17 protein-coding genes and 1 tRNA gene are annotated in these 16,630 nt (G+C 68.4%); 10 read left to right on the forward strand and 8 right to left on the reverse strand.

The genetic code is table 11. The annotated features are described in order from the left end of the window. The first annotated feature begins 4 nt into the window (after positions 1 to 4). Complete coding sequence (gene hemN / locus ACNKFW_RS17350; RefSeq protein WP_147428803.1) at positions 5 to 1,360, forward strand: oxygen-independent coproporphyrinogen III oxidase; 1,356 nt, start codon at positions 5 to 7, stop codon at positions 1,358 to 1,360. On the opposite strand, the gene ACNKFW_RS17355 is transcribed toward hemN, so the two are convergent. The 3 genes from ACNKFW_RS17355 to ACNKFW_RS17365 form a co-directional block, all read right to left on the reverse strand. Then, positions 1,357 to 2,292: a cation diffusion facilitator family transporter gene (locus tag ACNKFW_RS17355; protein ID WP_147428802.1), complete on the reverse strand. Its 936-nt coding sequence runs from the start codon at positions 2,290 to 2,292 to the stop codon at positions 1,357 to 1,359. The genes hemN and ACNKFW_RS17355 overlap by 4 nt on opposite strands. Positions 2,293 to 2,363: 71 nt before the next feature. Continuing rightward, entirely contained in the window at positions 2,364 to 5,183 is a 2,820-nt protein-coding gene (polA, locus tag ACNKFW_RS17360) for a DNA polymerase I (protein WP_024843251.1), read from the reverse strand. A 154-nt stretch (positions 5,184 to 5,337) separates the two neighbouring features. Then, complete coding sequence (locus tag ACNKFW_RS17365; RefSeq protein ID WP_024843252.1) at positions 5,338 to 5,526, reverse strand: zinc-finger domain-containing protein; 189 nt, start codon at positions 5,524 to 5,526, stop codon at positions 5,338 to 5,340. 69 nt (positions 5,527 to 5,595) lie between these two features. On the opposite strand from ACNKFW_RS17365, the gene ACNKFW_RS17370 reads away from it, so the two are divergent. Next, the gene (locus ACNKFW_RS17370) at positions 5,596 to 6,555 is read left to right on the forward strand and encodes an ABC transporter ATP-binding protein (RefSeq protein WP_147428800.1); all 960 of its coding nucleotides are present in this window, start codon (positions 5,596 to 5,598) and stop codon (positions 6,553 to 6,555) included. Here the strand turns inward: ACNKFW_RS17370 and ACNKFW_RS17375 are convergent. Then, entirely contained in the window at positions 6,543 to 6,917 is a 375-nt protein-coding gene (locus ACNKFW_RS17375) for an HIT domain-containing protein (RefSeq protein WP_024843254.1), read from the reverse strand. The genes ACNKFW_RS17370 and ACNKFW_RS17375 overlap by 13 nt on opposite strands. 10 nt (positions 6,918 to 6,927) lie before the next feature. Further along, positions 6,928 to 8,505 (reverse strand): DUF5928 domain-containing protein, encoded by a 1,578-nt coding sequence (locus ACNKFW_RS17380; protein ID WP_024843255.1) that lies wholly within the window; start codon positions 8,503 to 8,505, stop codon positions 6,928 to 6,930. 145 nt (positions 8,506 to 8,650) lie between these two features. Between ACNKFW_RS17380 and ACNKFW_RS17385 the strand changes: the two genes are divergently transcribed. The 4 genes from ACNKFW_RS17385 to ACNKFW_RS17400 all read left to right on the forward strand — a co-directional run bounded on the left by ACNKFW_RS17385 (position 8,651) and on the right by ACNKFW_RS17400 (position 12,070). Continuing rightward, a complete protein-coding gene (locus tag ACNKFW_RS17385) occupies positions 8,651 to 9,469 on the forward strand; it encodes a sulfotransferase family protein (protein ID WP_147428799.1) in 819 nt (272 codons plus the stop codon). A gap of 293 nt (positions 9,470 to 9,762) precedes the next feature. Then, on the forward strand, positions 9,763 to 9,969 hold the full coding sequence (gene rpmF / locus ACNKFW_RS17390; RefSeq protein ID WP_010392407.1) for a 50S ribosomal protein L32: 207 nt from the start codon (positions 9,763 to 9,765) through the stop codon (positions 9,967 to 9,969). A 17-nt stretch (positions 9,970 to 9,986) separates the two neighbouring features. Further along, complete coding sequence (gene plsX / locus ACNKFW_RS17395) at positions 9,987 to 11,099, forward strand: phosphate acyltransferase PlsX (protein ID WP_024843257.1); 1,113 nt, start codon at positions 9,987 to 9,989, stop codon at positions 11,097 to 11,099. Beyond that, positions 11,099 to 12,070 carry a beta-ketoacyl-ACP synthase III gene (locus tag ACNKFW_RS17400; RefSeq protein ID WP_036747224.1) on the forward strand — a complete coding sequence of 324 codons (972 nt, stop codon included), beginning with the start codon at positions 11,099 to 11,101 and terminating at the stop codon, positions 12,068 to 12,070. The genes plsX and ACNKFW_RS17400 overlap by 1 nt, the downstream gene beginning before the upstream one ends. A 9-nt stretch (positions 12,071 to 12,079) precedes the next feature. Here ACNKFW_RS17400 and ACNKFW_RS17405 read toward each other — a convergent pair whose 3' ends face one another. Then, entirely contained in the window at positions 12,080 to 12,355 is a 276-nt protein-coding gene (locus tag ACNKFW_RS17405; protein WP_147428798.1) for a DksA/TraR family C4-type zinc finger protein, read from the reverse strand. Positions 12,356 to 12,567: 212 nt separating this feature from the next. Between ACNKFW_RS17405 and ihfA the strand changes: the two genes are divergently transcribed. The 4 genes from ihfA to ACNKFW_RS17425 all read left to right on the forward strand — a co-directional run bounded on the left by ihfA (position 12,568) and on the right by ACNKFW_RS17425 (position 14,790). After that, positions 12,568 to 12,876: an integration host factor subunit alpha gene (gene ihfA, locus ACNKFW_RS17410; RefSeq protein WP_011748157.1), complete on the forward strand. Its 309-nt coding sequence runs from the start codon at positions 12,568 to 12,570 to the stop codon at positions 12,874 to 12,876. Next, positions 12,876 to 13,460 carry a MerR family transcriptional regulator gene (locus tag ACNKFW_RS17415; protein ID WP_147428797.1) on the forward strand — a complete coding sequence of 195 codons (585 nt, stop codon included), beginning with the start codon at positions 12,876 to 12,878 and terminating at the stop codon, positions 13,458 to 13,460. Before ihfA ends, ACNKFW_RS17415 begins: the two co-directional genes overlap by 1 nt. A 124-nt stretch (positions 13,461 to 13,584) precedes the next feature. After that, positions 13,585 to 13,662, forward strand: a tRNA-Pro gene (locus tag ACNKFW_RS17420). Between the two features lie 60 nt (positions 13,663 to 13,722). Then, a complete protein-coding gene (locus ACNKFW_RS17425; RefSeq protein ID WP_114668999.1) occupies positions 13,723 to 14,790 on the forward strand; it encodes a 2'-deoxycytidine 5'-triphosphate deaminase in 1,068 nt (355 codons plus the stop codon). A 292-nt stretch (positions 14,791 to 15,082) separates the two neighbouring features. On the opposite strand, the gene scpB is transcribed toward ACNKFW_RS17425, so the two are convergent. Then, positions 15,083 to 15,745 carry an SMC-Scp complex subunit ScpB gene (gene scpB / locus ACNKFW_RS17430; RefSeq protein WP_114668998.1) on the reverse strand — a complete coding sequence of 221 codons (663 nt, stop codon included), beginning with the start codon at positions 15,743 to 15,745 and terminating at the stop codon, positions 15,083 to 15,085. After that, complete coding sequence (locus ACNKFW_RS17435; RefSeq protein ID WP_208852030.1) at positions 15,742 to 16,575, reverse strand: segregation and condensation protein A; 834 nt, start codon at positions 16,573 to 16,575, stop codon at positions 15,742 to 15,744. Before ACNKFW_RS17435 ends, scpB begins: the two co-directional genes overlap by 4 nt. Positions 16,576 to 16,630: the final 55 nt, after the last annotated feature.

Here is a 16,630-nt window from a genome sequence, read left to right on the forward strand (position 1 = left end):
CAACATGGAACAACAATCGCAACTTGAGCGGCTGGGACTGTTTGACGCGCGCGTGCCGCGTTATACCAGCTATCCGACCGCGCCGCATTTCACCCCCGCCGTGGGCGAGCCGCTCTTCCGCGACTGGATCGCGGCGATCCCCGCCGGCGCCGCAATCTCGCTCTACATGCATGTGCCGTTCTGCCGGCGGCTGTGCTGGTTCTGCGCCTGCCGCACCCAGGGCACGCAATCCGACGAGCCGGTGCGCGCCTATGCCAAGGCATTGCTGGCAGAGCTCGACATGCTGAAATCCGCGCTGGCCCCCGGCGTCCGGTTGTCGCGCCTGCATTGGGGCGGCGGCACGCCCACGCTGATGCCGGCCGAGATGATGCGGCTGGTCGCCGGCGCGGTGCTGAACACCTTCCCGCTGGCCGAGGGCGCCGAGTTCTCGGTCGAGATCGACCCGAACGAGATCGACGAGGCCCGCATGGACGCCCTGGCCGAGGCCGGGCTGACCCGCGCCTCGATCGGGGTGCAGGATTTCGACCCCGAGATCCAGAAGGTCATCGGCCGCGAGCAGAGCTTCGAGGTGACGAAACGCGCCGTGGACATGATCCGCGACCGCGGCATCGCCAGCCTGAACGCCGACATCCTTTACGGGCTGCCGCATCAGGATCCGCACCGCATCGCCGAATCGGTGCAGAAGCTGCTGGCGCTGTCGCCCGACCGGGTGGCGCTTTACGGCTATGCGCATGTGCCCTGGATGGCCAAGCGGCAGGTGATGATCCCGTCCGAGGCCCTGCCCGATCCCCATGGCCGGCTGCGGCTGTTCGAGACGGCGCGCGCGCTGTTCCTGGCCGACGGCTATGACGAGATCGGCATCGACCATTTCGCCCGCCCCGGCGACGGGCTCGCCCGCGCGCAAAAGGCCGGGCTGCTGCGCCGCAACTTCCAGGGCTATACCGACGACCGGGCCGAGGTGCTGGTGGGGCTGGGCGCCTCGTCCATCTCGCGCTTCCCGCAGGGCTATGCGCAGAACGCCCCGGCCACCGGCGCGCATCTGGCCAGGATCCGCGACGGGCGCTTCTCGACCACGCGCGGCCATGCCTTCACGCCCGAGGACCGCTGGCGCTCGCGCATGATCGAGGCGCTGATGTGCGATTTCGAGATCCGGGCCGAGGAATTCATCCGCGACCACGGCTTCGACGCCGAAGGCCTGGCCCAGGTCTTCGCCCCCGTCGCCGCGCATTTCGGCGAGATGGTCGAGGCCGATGCCGCGGGCCTGCGCATCACGCCCAAGGGCCGGCCGCTGACCCGGATGATCGCGCGCATGTTCGACGGCTACGACATGGCGGCCTCGGGCCATTCCGCCGCGATCTAATGCGGATGATGGCCCTGGCCGTCATCCCGGTCGCCGCAGGGCTCGCCCTCGCGCTCGGTCTCGATGGTGGCATGGCCGATGCCGAAGTCGCGCCGCAGCAGCGCCTTGACCCGGCGCACCGCCTTGGCCGGATCGGCCCCCTTGCGCAGCACCAGATGCGCCGATAGCGCGTTGCGCCGCTCGTCGATCTGCCACAGGTGCAGGTGATGGGCACCCGCCACGCCCTCGACCCCGGCCATGGCACGGACCAGCGCCGCGTGATCCACGCCGGCCGGCGCGGCCAGCATCAGCATGCGCATCACCGGCCCGATCTCCTGCCCGATATGCCACAGGATCACCGCAGAAATCAGCAATGTCAGGATCGGGTCGGCGATCTGCCAGCCGAAGGCCCAGATCAGCGCGCCCCCCAGGATCACCGCGACCGAGACCGCGGCATCGGCCAGGTTGTGCAGGAAGGCCGCGCGGATATTCACGCTCTCCTTCGCGGCCCGCCAGACCAGCGCCGCGGTCAGCGCATCCACGACCAGCGCGAAAGCCGCCAGCGCCATGACCAGCCCGCCCGCGACCTGCGGCGGATCGACCAGCCGCGCCAGCGCCTCGATCCCCAGCCAGACCGAGATGGCGATCAGCGCGATGTAGTTGACGAAGGCCGCGACGATCTCGGCTCGGCCCCAGCCATAGCTCATCTCGGGGCTGGCGGGACGCCGCGCTAGGCGCCGGGCGCCAAAGGCCAGCACCAGGGACAGCGCATCGGAAAGGTTATGCACCCCGTCCGCGATCAGCGCCGTGGAATCGGCGACATAGCCGCCCAGGATCTGCGCACCGGTCAGCGCCAGGTTGATCACCACCGCGATCAGGATGGTGCCATCGCCCACCCCGCCCGGCAGGTGCGCATGCCCCTGCCTGCCGTCATGCGCATGCGAATGGCCCATCCCGTTCCCTCGCCGGCTTCTTCGTTCCCCAAATACCCATGCGGCCGCGCAATCCACGCGACCGGCGGCCCTCAATGCGCCTCGGCCCAGTTCAGCCCCTGCCCGGCATCGACGATCAGCGGCACGTCCAGCCGGACCGCGGGATCGGCCGCGCCCTGCATGACGCCGCGCGCCGCCTCGATCAGCTCGGCCACCGCGCCCTCCTCGACCTCGAAGACCAGCTCGTCATGCACCTGCAGCAGCATCCTGGCCGGCAGATGCGCGATGGCCTGCGGCATACGGATCATGGCGCGGCGGATGATGTCGGCGGCCGCACCCTGGATCGGCGCGTTGATCGCCGCGCGCCGCGCCCCGCCCGCCGCCGGTCCCGACTGGTTGATGCCCGGCGTCATGATCCGCCGGCCGAACAGCGTGCGCACGAAACCGTCCTGCTTCGCCTCGGCGACGGTGCGGTCCATATAGGCGCGGATCTCGGGGAAACGCTCGAAATAGGTGTCGATGAAGCTCTGCGCCTCGGCGCGTGGAATGCGCAGATTGCGCGCCAGGCCAAAGCCCGAGATGCCGTAGATCACCCCGAAATTGATCGCCTTGGCGCGGCGGCGGATCATCGGGTCCATGCCCTCGACCGGCACGCCGAACATCTGGCTGGCGGTCATGGCATGGATGTCGATGCCGTCGCGGAAAGCCTGTTTCAGCGCCGGGATCTGCGCCACATGCGCCAGGATCCGCAGCTCGATCTGGCTGTAGTCGAGGCTCACCAGCCGCATCCCCGGCCCGGCGACGAAAGCCTCACGGATGCGCCGCCCCTCCTCGGTCCGCACGGGGATGTTCTGCAGGTTCGGATCGGTCGAGGCCAGCCGCCCGGTCTGTGCCCCGGCGATGGAATAGCTGGTGTGCACGCGCCCGGTCTCGGGGTTCACATGCAGGGGCAGCGCATCGGTATAGGTCGATTTCAGCTTCGAGATCGCCCGCCAGTCCAGCACCCGCGCCGGCAGCTCATGCCCCTCGGCGGCCAGATCCTCCAGCACCTCGGCGCCGGTGGAGAAGGCGCCGGTCTTGCCCTGCTTGCCACCGGCCAGGCCCATGCGCTGGAACAGGATCTCGCCCAGCTGCTTGGGGCTGCCGACGTTGAAGGGACCGCCGGCGAGTTCGTGGATCTCGGCCTCCAGCCCCGCCATCTTCTGGGCAAAGGCGTTGGACATGCGCTTCAGATGCTCGGAATCGATACGGATGCCGGCCATCTCCATATCGGCCAGAACCGCGATCATCGGCCGCTCCAGCCGCTCATAGGCGGTGGTCACATGGTTCGGCGCCAGCTTGGGGCGCAAATGATGCCAGAGCCGCCAGGTCACCTCGGCATCCTCGGCGGCATATTCGCTGGCCTTGTCGATCGCCACCTGCGAGAAATTGATCTGCGCCTTGCCCGAGCCGATCAGATCCTTGATCGGCAGGCAGCGATGGCCCAGATACAGGTCCGCCAACTCGTCCATGCCATGGTTATGCGCCCCCGCGTTCAGCGCATAGGACAGCAGCATGGTGTCGTCCAAAGGCGCCATGCGGATGCCGTGGCGGGCCAGCACCTTCCAGTCATACTTGATGTTCTGGCCGATCTTCAGCACCGAAGGATCCTCCAGCACCGGCTTCAGCATCGCCACCGCCCGGTCCAGGTCCATCTGCCCCTCGGCCCGCGCACCCGAGCCGAAGAGGTCGGCGGCGCCATCGACATGGCCCAGCGGCAGATAGGCCGCCCGCCCCGGCCCGGTGCAAAGCGAGACCCCGACCAGCTCGGCCTGCATCTCGTCCAGCCCGGTGGTCTCGGTGTCGATGGCGACCACGCCCTTTTCGGCGATCTCGGCCAGCCATTCGGCCAGCATGACCTCGTCGCGGATGGTGACGTAAAGGCTGCGGTCGATGGCCGGCAGTTCGACGGCCGGCGCGGCCGCGGCACCGGCGACGGCGGCCGGCACCGGCGCCGCCTCGGCCATGGTCGGCGCCTCGGCGCCGAAACGCTCGGCCACGCGCTTGGTCAGGGTGCGCAGCTCCATCCGGGCCAGGAAGTCCAGCAGCGCCTCGGGATCGGGCTCGCGGATCTCCAGGCTCTCCAGGCTGAAATCCAGCGCCATCCCGCAATCCAGCTCGACCAGCCGCTTCGAGATGCGGATCTGCTCGGCATGGTCGATCAGGGTCTGGCGGCGCTTGGGCTGCCGGATCTCCTCCGCCCGCGCCAGCAGGCTCTCCAGATCGCCATATTCCTCGATCAGCTGCGCGGCGGTCTTGATGCCGATCCCCGGCGCGCCCGGCACGTTGTCGACGGAATCGCCGGCCAGGGCCTGCACGTCCACCACCCGCTCGGGACCGACGCCGAATTTCTCGCGCACCTCCTCGGGGCCGATGGGCTTGCCCTTGATCGGGTCCATCATCTCGACCCCGCCGCCGACCAGCTGCATCAGGTCCTTGTCGCTGCTGATGATCGTCACCCGCCCGCCGGCATCCCGCGCCTGGCAGGCCAGCGTGGCGATGATGTCGTCGGCCTCGAAGCCCTCGGTCTCGATGCAGGCGATGTTGAAGGCGCGCGTCGCCTCGCGGGTCAGCGGGAATTGCGGTCGCAGATCTTCGGGCGGCTCGGGCCGGTTGGCCTTGTAGAGCGGATAGATGTCGTTGCGGAATGTCCGCGCCGAATGATCGAAGATCACCGCCGCATGGGTCGGCTGGTCCGAGCCCTTGCCGTCCTGCAGATACTTCCACACCATGTTGCAAAAGCCGGCCACCGCGCCGATGGGCAGCCCGTCCGAGCGACGGGTCAGCGGCGGCAGCGCGTGATAGGCGCGAAAGATGAAGGCCGAGCCGTCGATCAGATGCAGGTGATGGCCCTTGCCGAATCCGTCCGTCATCTGCGCCTCATCCTTCTGCCAGCGTCCAAGGCCCCTTACTGCCACGAAGCGCCGACCGGGCCAAGACCGCCCCCGCCTTCACTGTTTCACAAATACCCCCGCCGGAGGCGCGGCAACCGCGCCGCCCCCCGAACCAGGCCGCCATGGCGCGCGATCAGTGATCCTCGTGCGCGTGCTCGCGGTCGATGACGAAGCGCTTGTCGCAATAGCCGCATTCGACCCAGCCGGTATCGCGCGGAATGGCCAGCCAGACGCGCGGATGGCCCAGCCCCCGCTTCTCGTCGCCGTCGCAGGCGACCTTCCAGGAGGTGACGGTCTGGATCTCGGGGGCCGGAATGGTCATGGCGGTTCCTTGAGCTCTGACGACAAACGGGGTTAAACCGGCGGCGATCATAATGAACGCGAAGAGCCGATGCCAGCCCCCGAGCAAAGCCCGAACGCCATCGAAATCAGCGGCCTGACCAAGACCTATGCCGCCGCGGGCAAGGCGCCCCCGAAACAGGCGCTGAAGGGGCTGGACCTCGCCATCCCCGCCGGCTCGATCTTCGGCCTGCTCGGACCCAACGGCGCGGGCAAGTCCACCACGATCAACATCCTGGCCGGGCTGGTGCGCAAGACCGCCGGTCAGGTGACGATCTGGGGCTTCGACCAGGATGTGAACCCGCGCCAGTCCCGCGCCGCCATCGGCGTCATGCCTCAGGAACTCAACATCGACCCCTTCCTGACGCCCCGCGCCAGCCTCGAGGTGCAGGCGGGGCTCTACGGTGTGCCCCGCCGCGAACGCTGGACCGACGAGCTTCTGGAACTGGTCGGGCTGACGGATCAGGCGGAAAGCTATTCGCGCCACCTCTCGGGCGGCATGAAGCGGCGGCTGCTGCTGGCCAAGGCGCTGGTGCACCGGCCGCAGATCCTGGTGCTGGACGAACCGACGGCGGGCGTCGACATCCAGCTGCGCGAAATGCTGTGGCGCAACGTGCGGCGGCTGAACGACCAGGGCATGACCATCATCCTGACCACGCATTACCTGCAAGAGGCCGAGGAGATGTGCGACCGCATCGCCATCATCGACCACGGCCAACTGATCCTGTGCGAGGATACCGCCGCCCTGCTCGGCCGGGCCGATTCCAAGACGCTGGTCGTCGATACCGGCCCGGCCCGCACCCTGCCCGCCCTGCCCGAGGGCGTGCGGGCCGAGCGGCGCGGCGACGGCCGGCTCGCGCTCAGCTATGCGCCCTCGCGCATCCCCACCGACGGGCTGATCGACGCGCTGCGCGCCGCGGACCTGCCGATCCGCGACGTGGCGGTCGAAGCGCCGGACCTCGAGGATGTCTTCGTCCAGCTGACCTCGCGCCCGGCGTCTCAGCCCGGCTGAACCATGCGCCCCATCGGCCGGCCGCCCAGGATGTGCATGTGGAAATGCGGCACCTCCTGCACGCCGTCCGGCCCGGCATTGGTGATGGCGCGGAAACCCTGGCCGCCGTCCAGCGCCACACCCAGATCGCGGGTGACTTTCGCCACGGCGCGGTGGAAATCCACGATCTCGGCATCCGAGGCATTGGCGGCGAAATCGTCGTAGCTGATATAGGCGCCCTTGGGGATCGCCAGCACATGCACCGGCGCCTGCGGCCGGATGTCGCGAAAGACCAGCGTATGCTCGGTCTCCAGCACCGTGTCGTTGGGTATCTCGCCGCGCAGGATGCGGGCGAAGATGTTGCTGTCGTCATAGGCGGGCATGGCTCTCTCCTCAGTCGCTGAACAGGTGGTCGGTCCCGGCAAGCGCCAGCGCGGCCTCGGCGGGCAGGTCCAGGAAACGCGCCAGTTGCACGGCATTCTCCGCGGCCGGCCGCCAGGGCGCGATGGAATGGAAGCCGGGAAAATCCATGTCGCGCAACCGCTCGGCCTCGTGTTCCAGGTCGGCGCGCACCATGGGCAGCAGCCGTTCGATCACCTCGGGGGCGGTTTCGCTCCCGGCCAGTCCCACGCGGGCGATATGGCCGCGCAGGTAATCGTCGTCGAATTCGGAATCCACCAGCAGGATGCGGGTATCGGCCTTGTCCGAGGTCAGATCCTGGATCAGATACAGCGCCGAGGGGTCCAGGCACAAGACCAGCCGGTTCGATTCGAAATGCTGGAACAGCAGCCGGATCAGCGCGCGCCGGTGGCGGTCGCGCTTTTCCACCGTGGTCTCGACCCCGCCCAGATCGGGCAGATGCGCCTCGGGCTCGTTGAAGACGTAATCCACCGCCGGAATCGGCGTATGCGCCCGGATCGCCGCGGTCAGCCGCTTGGCGACATGCCATTTCTTGGCCACCACCAGCAGCAGCGTATTGTCACGGCCCAGGCTGCCCTCGGCCTCCCAGAACCGCTGGCCGAAGCGCCGCCCGGCCCGGCCCCGCCCGGTCAGGAAGTGAAAGAGGCCGGTCGCCTCGTTCGAGATCGGGAAATGCACGCCCTTCGCCGCCCAAAGCGCGCCCAGCCGCTCGCGCAGGCGGATCGCCTCGGGGCTGATCTTGCGGGCGAACAGGTAGTTCTGGCCCATGAGCAGGTCGTAATGGTCGTTGTAGAAGGTCACCGGCATGCCGTAATCGGTGAAGATCAGGTAGGTCAGCGTGCGGGTGCGGATCTCCTTCCTGGGCACGACATGGGGCACGACGGTCTGGAAGAAGGTCTCGTCCGGGATCCAGGTGGTCGAGAAAAAGCGCATGACCTCCGGCCGGCTGGCGCAGAAATCCAGCACCTTCTCGACGGTCAGGCGGCGCAGGCACCACCATTGCGACCCGATCATGACCTGGATGTCGGCCGGCACCCTGCGCCTCAGGCCGAATCGCTTCTGCAGGTCGTAGCTGGCATAGAACAGCCATTTCTGCCTGCGCTCGTTGAACCAGTGCCGATAGATCAGCCGCTCTTCCTTGAAACCGGTCTTGATCCAGTCCGATTCGAAGAAATCGAAGCTCTCGATATAGTCGCAATCCTCTGCGTCCAGCAGGCCATGGGCGTATTCGGCCGACTTGATCGGCATGCAATCGCCCGAGAGCATGTAGAAATGCGTGGCCCGCGGAAAGGCGGCGACGGCGGCGCGCACTACCTCCAGCGTGGCGCCGACCAGCGACCATTCGCCCCAGCCGCATTTCCAGCGCCGCTGTGCGAAGGCGACCGAAGGGTTGTCGGCCAGCGCCGCCCGGATCAGCGCGTAATCGCGTGAATCGGCCCGGCCGTCGAAATGGATCGCCACGTAATCGCCCGAGGCGGTCAGCCGGCGGGCCTGCGCCACCACGCTCTCGGGATCCTTGTGGCACAGCAGAATAAAGGCGATACGCGCCATCTCGTTACCCATCCGGCCCGCCTTGCGCGGGCAATGCTCACACTGGTTGAATCTCTGCCGGCGATTTGCATTGTGTCCTTACCGATTTTGGCCGAAGGGGCAAGCCGCCGCGGCCGGCACGGTTCTTGTGAAGGGAAAGAGAGTTATGGGTTTTCCAGGAACGTGGATGACGGAAAGCGAAAGCATGGTCTATCGCGTCGTCCCGAAATGCGCCTGCTCCTCGATCGGGCAGATCATGTTCTACTCCGACCACGGCCGCTATTTCGACGGCGACATCCACGACGCCACCAGCGGGCTGCACAAGTGGAACCAGCCCGACAGCCAGCCGCTGATCGAGGCGAACGTCACGGCCCACAAGGCGCTGGCCTTCACCTGCGTGCGCAACCCCTACGCACGCATCCTGTCCTCGTTCTTCGACAAGATCGCGGGGATCCAGCGGAACGGCAAGCGCTACCGCGGCAACCTGGTGCCCGAGCTGATGCAACGCTACGGCGTCGATGTCGGCAGCCCCGAGAACGGCTTCGAGTTCGACCAGATCGCCAGCTTCCGCCGTTTCCTGCTGTTTGCGCGCGACACCATCCGCTGGCGCCGGCCGATGGAGCCGGACATCCACTGGTCGGCCATGTCAGGCCATATCTCGACCTTCATCGTGAACGGCGGCCGCTACGACCAGATCTTCTTCACCGAGAAATTCAACCAGGGCATGCAGAAGGTGCTGGACGCCGCGCCGACCCCGGTCAGGCTCGACGTGAACGACGTGCCCAAGTTCAACGAATCCGAGGGGCACGGCCCCAAGCGCGCCCACAAGGTCAGCGCCTATTTCGACGACCTGTCGCGCCACCTGATCTGGGAAATCTACAAGAAGGACTTCCAGCTCTTCAAATACGACTTCGACAACCCCGACAACAAGCTGCCGAAGAACGAGATCGACCTGGACGAGATCCACGCCAAGCTCGGCCGCTGAACCCGCCGGGCCCTCCCGGCGCCCGGCTTCTTTCTTGCCCAAATATCCCCGCCGGAGGCAGCGGCGCGCATGCGCCGCTTCTCTTGCAGATTTCCCTTGCGCAATGCGGAAATCCCGCTATTTTGCCGCCTTCATTCGACCGGCGGGGGAATCCCGGACCGCGGCCCCCGCTTTGCGAGCAGTTTTCGTGACTTGCGGCCAACGCTCCAGTGGCCTATGCCCGCCCCAGATACGAAACACCGAATCCGGGGCCGCCCAGCCGGGTTGCCCCCCGAACCACTTGAGGTTGAGACATGGCCGTCCCTCAGAACCGAGTTACCCGCTCCCGCCGCAACATGCGCCGTTCGCATGATGCGCTCGTCGCCGGCAACCCGAACGAATGCCCCAACTGCGGCGAGCTGAAGCGCCCGCATCACGTCTGCCCGTCCTGCGGCCACTACGCCGACCGCGAAGTCGTGGCGCAGGCCAATGAGGTCGACCTGGACGAAGACGCGGCCTGAGCGGACCGACCGCGGATATGGCTTCGGCAGATTCCAGCATTCTGCCTCGTGCCCCTGGCGACGGGGGCGGCGTGGTGATCTCCGTTGACGCGATGGGCGGCGACCGCGGCCCGGCGACGGTGGTCGCCGGCATGGCCGAAAGCGCCGGGAAGAATCCCGACATCCGCTTCATCGTCCACGGCCCGCGGGCCGAGCTGGAACGGCTGATCGCCCGCCGCGGCGATCTGGCGCGGCGTTGCGACATCCGCGACGCGGCCGGCGTCGTGACCATGGACGACAAGCCCAGCCAGGTGCTGCGCAAGGGCGAGGGCACCTCGATGTGGTCCGCCCTCGAATCGGTGCGGCAGGGTGAGGCGACCGCCGCCGTCTCCTGTGGCAATACCGGGGCGCTGATGGCGCTTTCGATGCTGCGGCTGCGCAAGCTGCCCGGCGTGAACCGCCCCGCGATCGCCTGCCTCTGGCCCTCGCGCAATCCGCAGGGCTTCAACGTCATGCTGGATGTGGGCGCCGACATCCGCGCCGATGCGCAGGACTTGCTGACCTATGCGCTGATGGGCGCCTCCTATGCCCGCAACGGTTTCGGGCTGGAACGGCCGCGCGTCGGTCTGCTGAACGTCGGGACCGAGGACCACAAGGGCCGGCCCGAGCTCAAGCAGGCGCATGAACTGATCCCCACCACGGCGCAGGCGGCGAATTTCGACTATGTCGGCTTCGTCGAGGGGGGCGACCTGCCCTCGGCCCGCGTCGATGTGATCGTGACCGACGGCTTCACCGGCAATGTCGCGCTGAAGACCGGCGAGGGCACCGCGAAGCTGGTGGGCGAACTGCTGAAGGAAGCCTTCGGCAAGTCGGTGATGTCGAAATTCGCGGCGCTTCTGGCCATGGGCTCGCTCAAGCGGCTGCAAAAGCGCATCGACCCGCGGCGCGTCAATGGCGGCGTCTTTCTGGGGCTGAACGGGACGGTGGTGAAATCGCACGGCTCGGCCGATGCCACCGGCGTCTCGGCGGCGATCAAGCTGGCCTTCCGGCTGGCGCAATCCGGCTTTCAGGACCGGCTGGCGGCGCGCGTGGCGCAATCCGTCGCGGCGGCCGGCCAAATCAACGGCAGCAAGGAAAGCGAGGCGTCCTGATGCGGCGTGCGATCGTCCGGGGAACCGGCCATTACCTGCCCGAGCGCGTGGTCGAGAACAGCTGGTTCGAGGATAAGCTGGACACCAGCGACGAATGGATCCGCGCCCGCACCGGGATCGAACGGCGCCATTTCGCCGCCGAGGACCAGGGCACCAGCGACCTGGCCATCCGGGCCGCGCAGGCGGCCCTGGCCGATGCCGGCATCGAGGCCGGACAGATCGACGCGGTGATCGTGGCGACCTCGACCCCCGACCTGACCTTCCCCTCGGTCGCGACCATGGTGCAGGCCGGGCTGGGCATGCGCCGGGGCTTCGCCTATGACCTGCAGGCGGTCTGCGCCGGCTTCGTCTATGCGCTGGCCAATGCCGATGCGATGATCCGCGCCGGGCTTGCAGATCGCGTCCTGCTGATCGGGGCCGAGACCTTCAGCCGGATCATGGACTGGAGCGACCGCTCGACCTGCGTGCTCTTCGGCGACGGCGCCGGCGCCATGGTGCTGGAGGCGGCCGAGGGCCAGGGCACCTCCGCCGACCGCGGCATCCTCGCGACCGACCTGAACAGCGACGGGCAATATCGCGACCTGCTCTATGTCGACGGCGGCGTGGCCAGCACCGGCACCGCCGGCCATCTGCGCATGCAGGGCAACCTGGTCTTCCGCCACGCGGTCGAGAAGCTGGCCGACACCGCGCATCGCGCGCTGGACCGGGCCAGCCTGACGCCCGAACAGGTGGACTGGCTGGTGCCGCACCAGGCCAACCTGCGCATCATCGAGGCCACGGCCAAGCGCATGCACCTGCCGATGGAAAAGGTGGTGCTGACGGTGGCCGACCACGGCAATACCTCGGCCGCATCGATCCCGCTGGCGCTTTCGGTGGCCAATGCCGAGGGGCGCTTCAAGCCCGGCGACGTGCTGGTGGCCGAGGCCATCGGCGGCGGCCTCGCCTGGGGCTCGGTCGTGCTGCGCTGGTAGGCAAGCCCCTTATTTCAGCTGCGAATCCTTCGATCCGCGCCGGTTGATCCCGGCGCTGGGTCGCCAGGCCCGGTTGCGGCCCGACTGGCAGTCCACGCACAGCCGGACACCGGGAATCGCCTGCCGCCGCGCCTCGGGGATCGGCTCGTCGCATTCCTCGCAGATGCGGGCGCTTTCCTGCGCGACGCGCTGCGCATTGCGTAGCCGCATCCGCTCGATCGCCTCCTGCGTAGAGACCTCGATCTGCTCGTTCACCGCATCGTCGCGCGCCCAGCCACCGGCCATATCCGCTCCGTCCCGCCTGCCCTTTCCCCTTCAACATAGGCGCGGATTGCCGCGGCTCCAAGCGGGTCGCAGGCGGCCATGCGCGGGGTCTTGCAGGTAAGGCGCGAATAACGCGGAACAAAATCGTCCGATGAGGGAACGGAATCGGGCCGGGGTTGTTGACTCGGCGCCGTAAAGAAATCATCCTTCGCACCATTCAAGAGGTTTCCGAGATGAGCGACTCTACCCTGACCCGCATGGACCTGGCCGAGGCCGTGTTCCGTGAGGTGGGTCTGTCCCGCCACGAATCGGCCCAGCTTGTCGAAAGCGTGCTTGGCCATATCTCCGATGCGCTGGTGCGCGGCGAGCAGGTCAAGATCTCGTCCTTCGGCACGTTCTCGGTCCGCGACAAGAACGAACGCATCGGCCGCAACCCCAAGACCGGCGAGGAAGTGCCGATCACGCCGCGCCGGGTTCTATCCTTCCGGCCATCGCATCTGATGAAGGATCGGGTGGCGGCGGGGAACAGGCGCAAGGGCTGATGAGCAAGTCGCCCGACGCCTTCAGGTCCATCGGAGAGGTCTCGCGCCTCGTCGGCGTCGCGCCGCATGTGCTGCGCTACTGGGAATCGCAATTCACGCAGCTTGCGCCGGTCAAGCGCGCCGACGGGCGCCGCTATTACCGGCCCGAAGACGTGCGGCTGGCAGCCGGCCTCTGCCAGGTCATGCGCGAGGAGGGGCTCAGCATCCGCGGCGCCAAGCGGCTGATCGCCGCGGATCGCGGCGCCGCGCTGCGCGAGATCGGCGCCGCCCGCCTGGGCGAAACCCTGGGCGAGGCCGGCGCGGTGGAACATCCCGGCCCGGCCGTGCGCCTGGCCCTGCCCGAGCGCGACGCCATGCCGAGGGACGCGAAAGCGGTCCTCAGGCCAGCCCGGCCGAACCGCCCCGAACAGCAGGCCGAATCGCTGCCGCTCTTCGCCGCGCTCGATCCGGGGCGCGATCCCGCGCCGGACTGGCTGGGCCGGCTGGTGGCGACCGCGCTGGCCCTGCGCCAGTTCGAACTGCAGGGCAAGCCCCTGCCCGCGCAAGCGAAAACCCTGCGCGACGCGCTGACCGGCGCACGCTGACGCGCATGGCCGCCCGCTTTCCGGCCCCCGCCGGCCGACTATCCACAGCAATCGAGATTCTTGCCGAAATTTCCGCCCCTGGCCCCTTGTGCTGGCCGCCCGCTTCGCTCTATATGCCCCTCGTCGGGCCGTGGCGCAGCCTGGTTAGCGCGTCCGTCTGGGGGGCGGAAGGCCGCGAGTTCGAATCTCGCCGGCCCGACCATTCCGAAAACGCCCATCCCCGTCCGGGGGTGGGCGTTTCCTTTTGCCGAAAGGGTTTCGCGTGAACGGTGTGCTTCCCGATACGTCCCTGCGTCAGCTGATCGCCAGCGGCGCGATCTCGGCCGACCAGCCGATCCGGCCCGAACAGGTCCAGCCTGCCAGCCTTGACCTGCGCCTGGGCGCGACGGCATGGCGGCTGCGCGCCTCGTTCCTGGCCGGGCGCGGGCGCCGGGTCAGCGACCGGCTCAAGGATTTCGAGATGCACCGCATGGATCTCACCGAGGGCGCGGTGCTGGAAAAGGGCTGCGTCTACCTGGTGCCGCTGATGGAACGGCTGTCGCTGCCCCAGGGCCTCGACGCGGTCGCCAATGCCAAAAGCTCGACCGGCCGGCTCGACCTTCTGACCCGGCTGGTCACCGACGAGGGCACCGAATTCGACCGCCTGCCCCAGGGCTATGACGGCCCCATCTATGCCGAGATCTGCCCACGCAGCTTCTCGGTGCTGGTGCGGCCCGGCATGCGGCTGAACCAGCTGCGGCTGCGCCGGGGCCAGGCGGTGCTGACGGATACCGCCTTGCGTGACCTGCACGCATGCGAGCCGCTGGTGACGGGCGAGGCGCTGATCGACGACGGCCTGGGCTTCTCGGTCGATCTGCGGCCCGCGCGCGGCGACCTGGTCGGCTACCGGGCCCGGCCGCATAGCGGGGTCATCGACCTCGACCGCATCGGCGCCTACCAGGCCCGCGACTTCTGGGACGAATTGCGCACCACGGATGGCCAGCTGATCCTCGACCCCGGCGCCTTCTATATCCTGGTCAGCCGCGAATCCGTGGCGATCCCGCCCGATTACGCCGCGGAAATGGCACCCTACCTGGCCATGGTGGGCGAGTTCCGCGTGCATTACGCCGGCTTCTTCGACCCCGGCTTCGGCCATGGCGCCGCCGGGCAAGGCGCGCGCGGCGTCCTCGAGGTGCGCTGCCACGAGGCCCCCTTCGCGCTGGAGCATGGCCAGGTCGTCGGCCGGCTCGTCTACGAACGGATGGCAGCCCGCCCCGAACGGCTCTACGGCAGCGGCATCGCCTCGAACTACCAGGGCCAGGGCCTCAAGCTGGCCAAGCAATTCGCCTGAGCCTGGCCGCCCGGCCAGCGTTCTTCCTGCCCAAATATCCCGGGGGAGTCGCGCGGCAGCGCGACGGGGGCAGAGCCCCCTATCGCATCCGCCGGGTGATGCGCGCCGCCTGGCGGGCGTGCTTGACCGCTTCGCGCATGGTCTTTTCGCGGCCCTGCTGCCGAGGCGTCCGGCGCGCGCCCGACTTCGGCGCATGCATCCGCCGGAGGCCCCAGCGCAGCAGCCGGTTGACGGCCACGCGCGTCAGAATAGCAATTAAGCGATTTATATTCATCGGGTTGCAACCCGTTCTTCACTCGTCTTCGAACAAATCCTCGGCCATGGCTTCGGCATCCTCCTCGCCGGCCTCGCCGAACAGGCCGGGCGCCAGCCCCTCGCCCGGCGGGCGCGATTCCAGCAGGCCTGCCGCGCGCAGCTCGGCCAGCCCCGGCAGGTCGCGGGCGCTTTCCAGCCCGAAATGATCCAGGAAGGCTTCGGTCACCACGAAGGTCACCGGCCGGCCGGGGGTCTGGCGGCGGCGGCCGATGCGGACCCAGTCCAGCTCGATCAGCTGGTCCAGCGTGCCGCGGCTGACGGCGACGCCGCGGATCTCCTCGATCTCGGCGCGGGTCACGGGCTGGTGATAGGCGATGATCGCCAGGGTCTCGGTCGCGGCCCGCGACAGGCGGCGGCTTTCGACCACGCTTTCCTGCATCAGGAAGCCCAGGTCGGCGGCGGTGCGAAAGGCCCAGGCATCGCCCACCCGCGCCAGCTGCACCCCCCGCCCCTCATAGCGGGCGCGCAGCGCGCGCAGCGCCTCGGCCGTATCGCAGCCGGCCGGCAGGCGGGCGGCAATCTCGCGCTGGCTCATCGGCTCGGCCGAAGCGAAGAGGATCGCCTCGACCATGCGCTCCTGCTCGGGCAGGGGCGGCGGCGGGAAATGCTGGGAATCAGGGGCGATATGGTCCTGGCTCATTCTGGACGCCTGCGGATGGAGATCGGGGCGAAGGTGCCGGCCTGGCTGATTTCCACCGCACCCTGCCGCGCCAGTTCCAGCGTCGCGGCAAAGGTCGCCGCGGTGGCCGAGCGGCGGCGCTGCGGATCGGCCTCCCAACCCTCGGGCAGAAAGGCCGAAAGCGCGGTCCAGTCCCCGGCATAGCCGATCAGCCCGCGCACCCGGTCCAGCGCCTGCTCCATGCTCAGCACGTCCCGGCGGTCGAAGGCATAGGGGCGAAACTCGTCGCGGGTGCGCAGCCGGGCATAGGCGCGCATCAGGTCGATCAGCCCGGCCTGCCAGGCGACCTGGCGCTGGCGGGCGACGGTTTCGGGCGCGCCGCGGGGGAAGCGGTCCTGTCCCAGCCGGTCGCGGGCCATCAGCCGCGCCGCGGCCTCGCGCATGGCGTTCAGCCGTTCCAGCTGGAAGGCCAGATGCGCCGCCATCTCTTCGGCGCTCGGCCCCTCGGCCTCGGGGTCGGGCGGCAGCAGCAGGCGGGATTTCAGATAGGCAAGCCAGGCGGCCATGACCAGGTAATCGGCGGCCAGCTCGATACGCAGCGCGCGGGCCTCCTCGACGAAGGCCAGATACTGATCGGCAAGCTCCAGCACCGAGACCTGCATCAGATCGACCTTCTGCGTGCGCGACAGCGTGAGCAGCAGGTCCAGCGGCCCCTCGAAGCCCGAGACATCGACGACCAGCATCTCCTCGGCGCGGCGCTCGGCCACGGCTTGCGGGCCCAGCCCCGGCAGATGCGGCGCCGGGTCCGGTTCGGGGTCCGGCACGGGGGTCAGGTAGGGCACCTTGGTCATGTCGCGTCCAGGCAAGGGAACCTGCGCAGAATCCGCGATAGACAGGGCCTAGTCA

Origin of the sequence: Paracoccus sp. TD-10 (genome assembly GCF_048270675.1) — a bacterium.
Lineage (GTDB): Bacteria > Pseudomonadota > Alphaproteobacteria > Rhodobacterales > Rhodobacteraceae > Paracoccus > Paracoccus pantotrophus.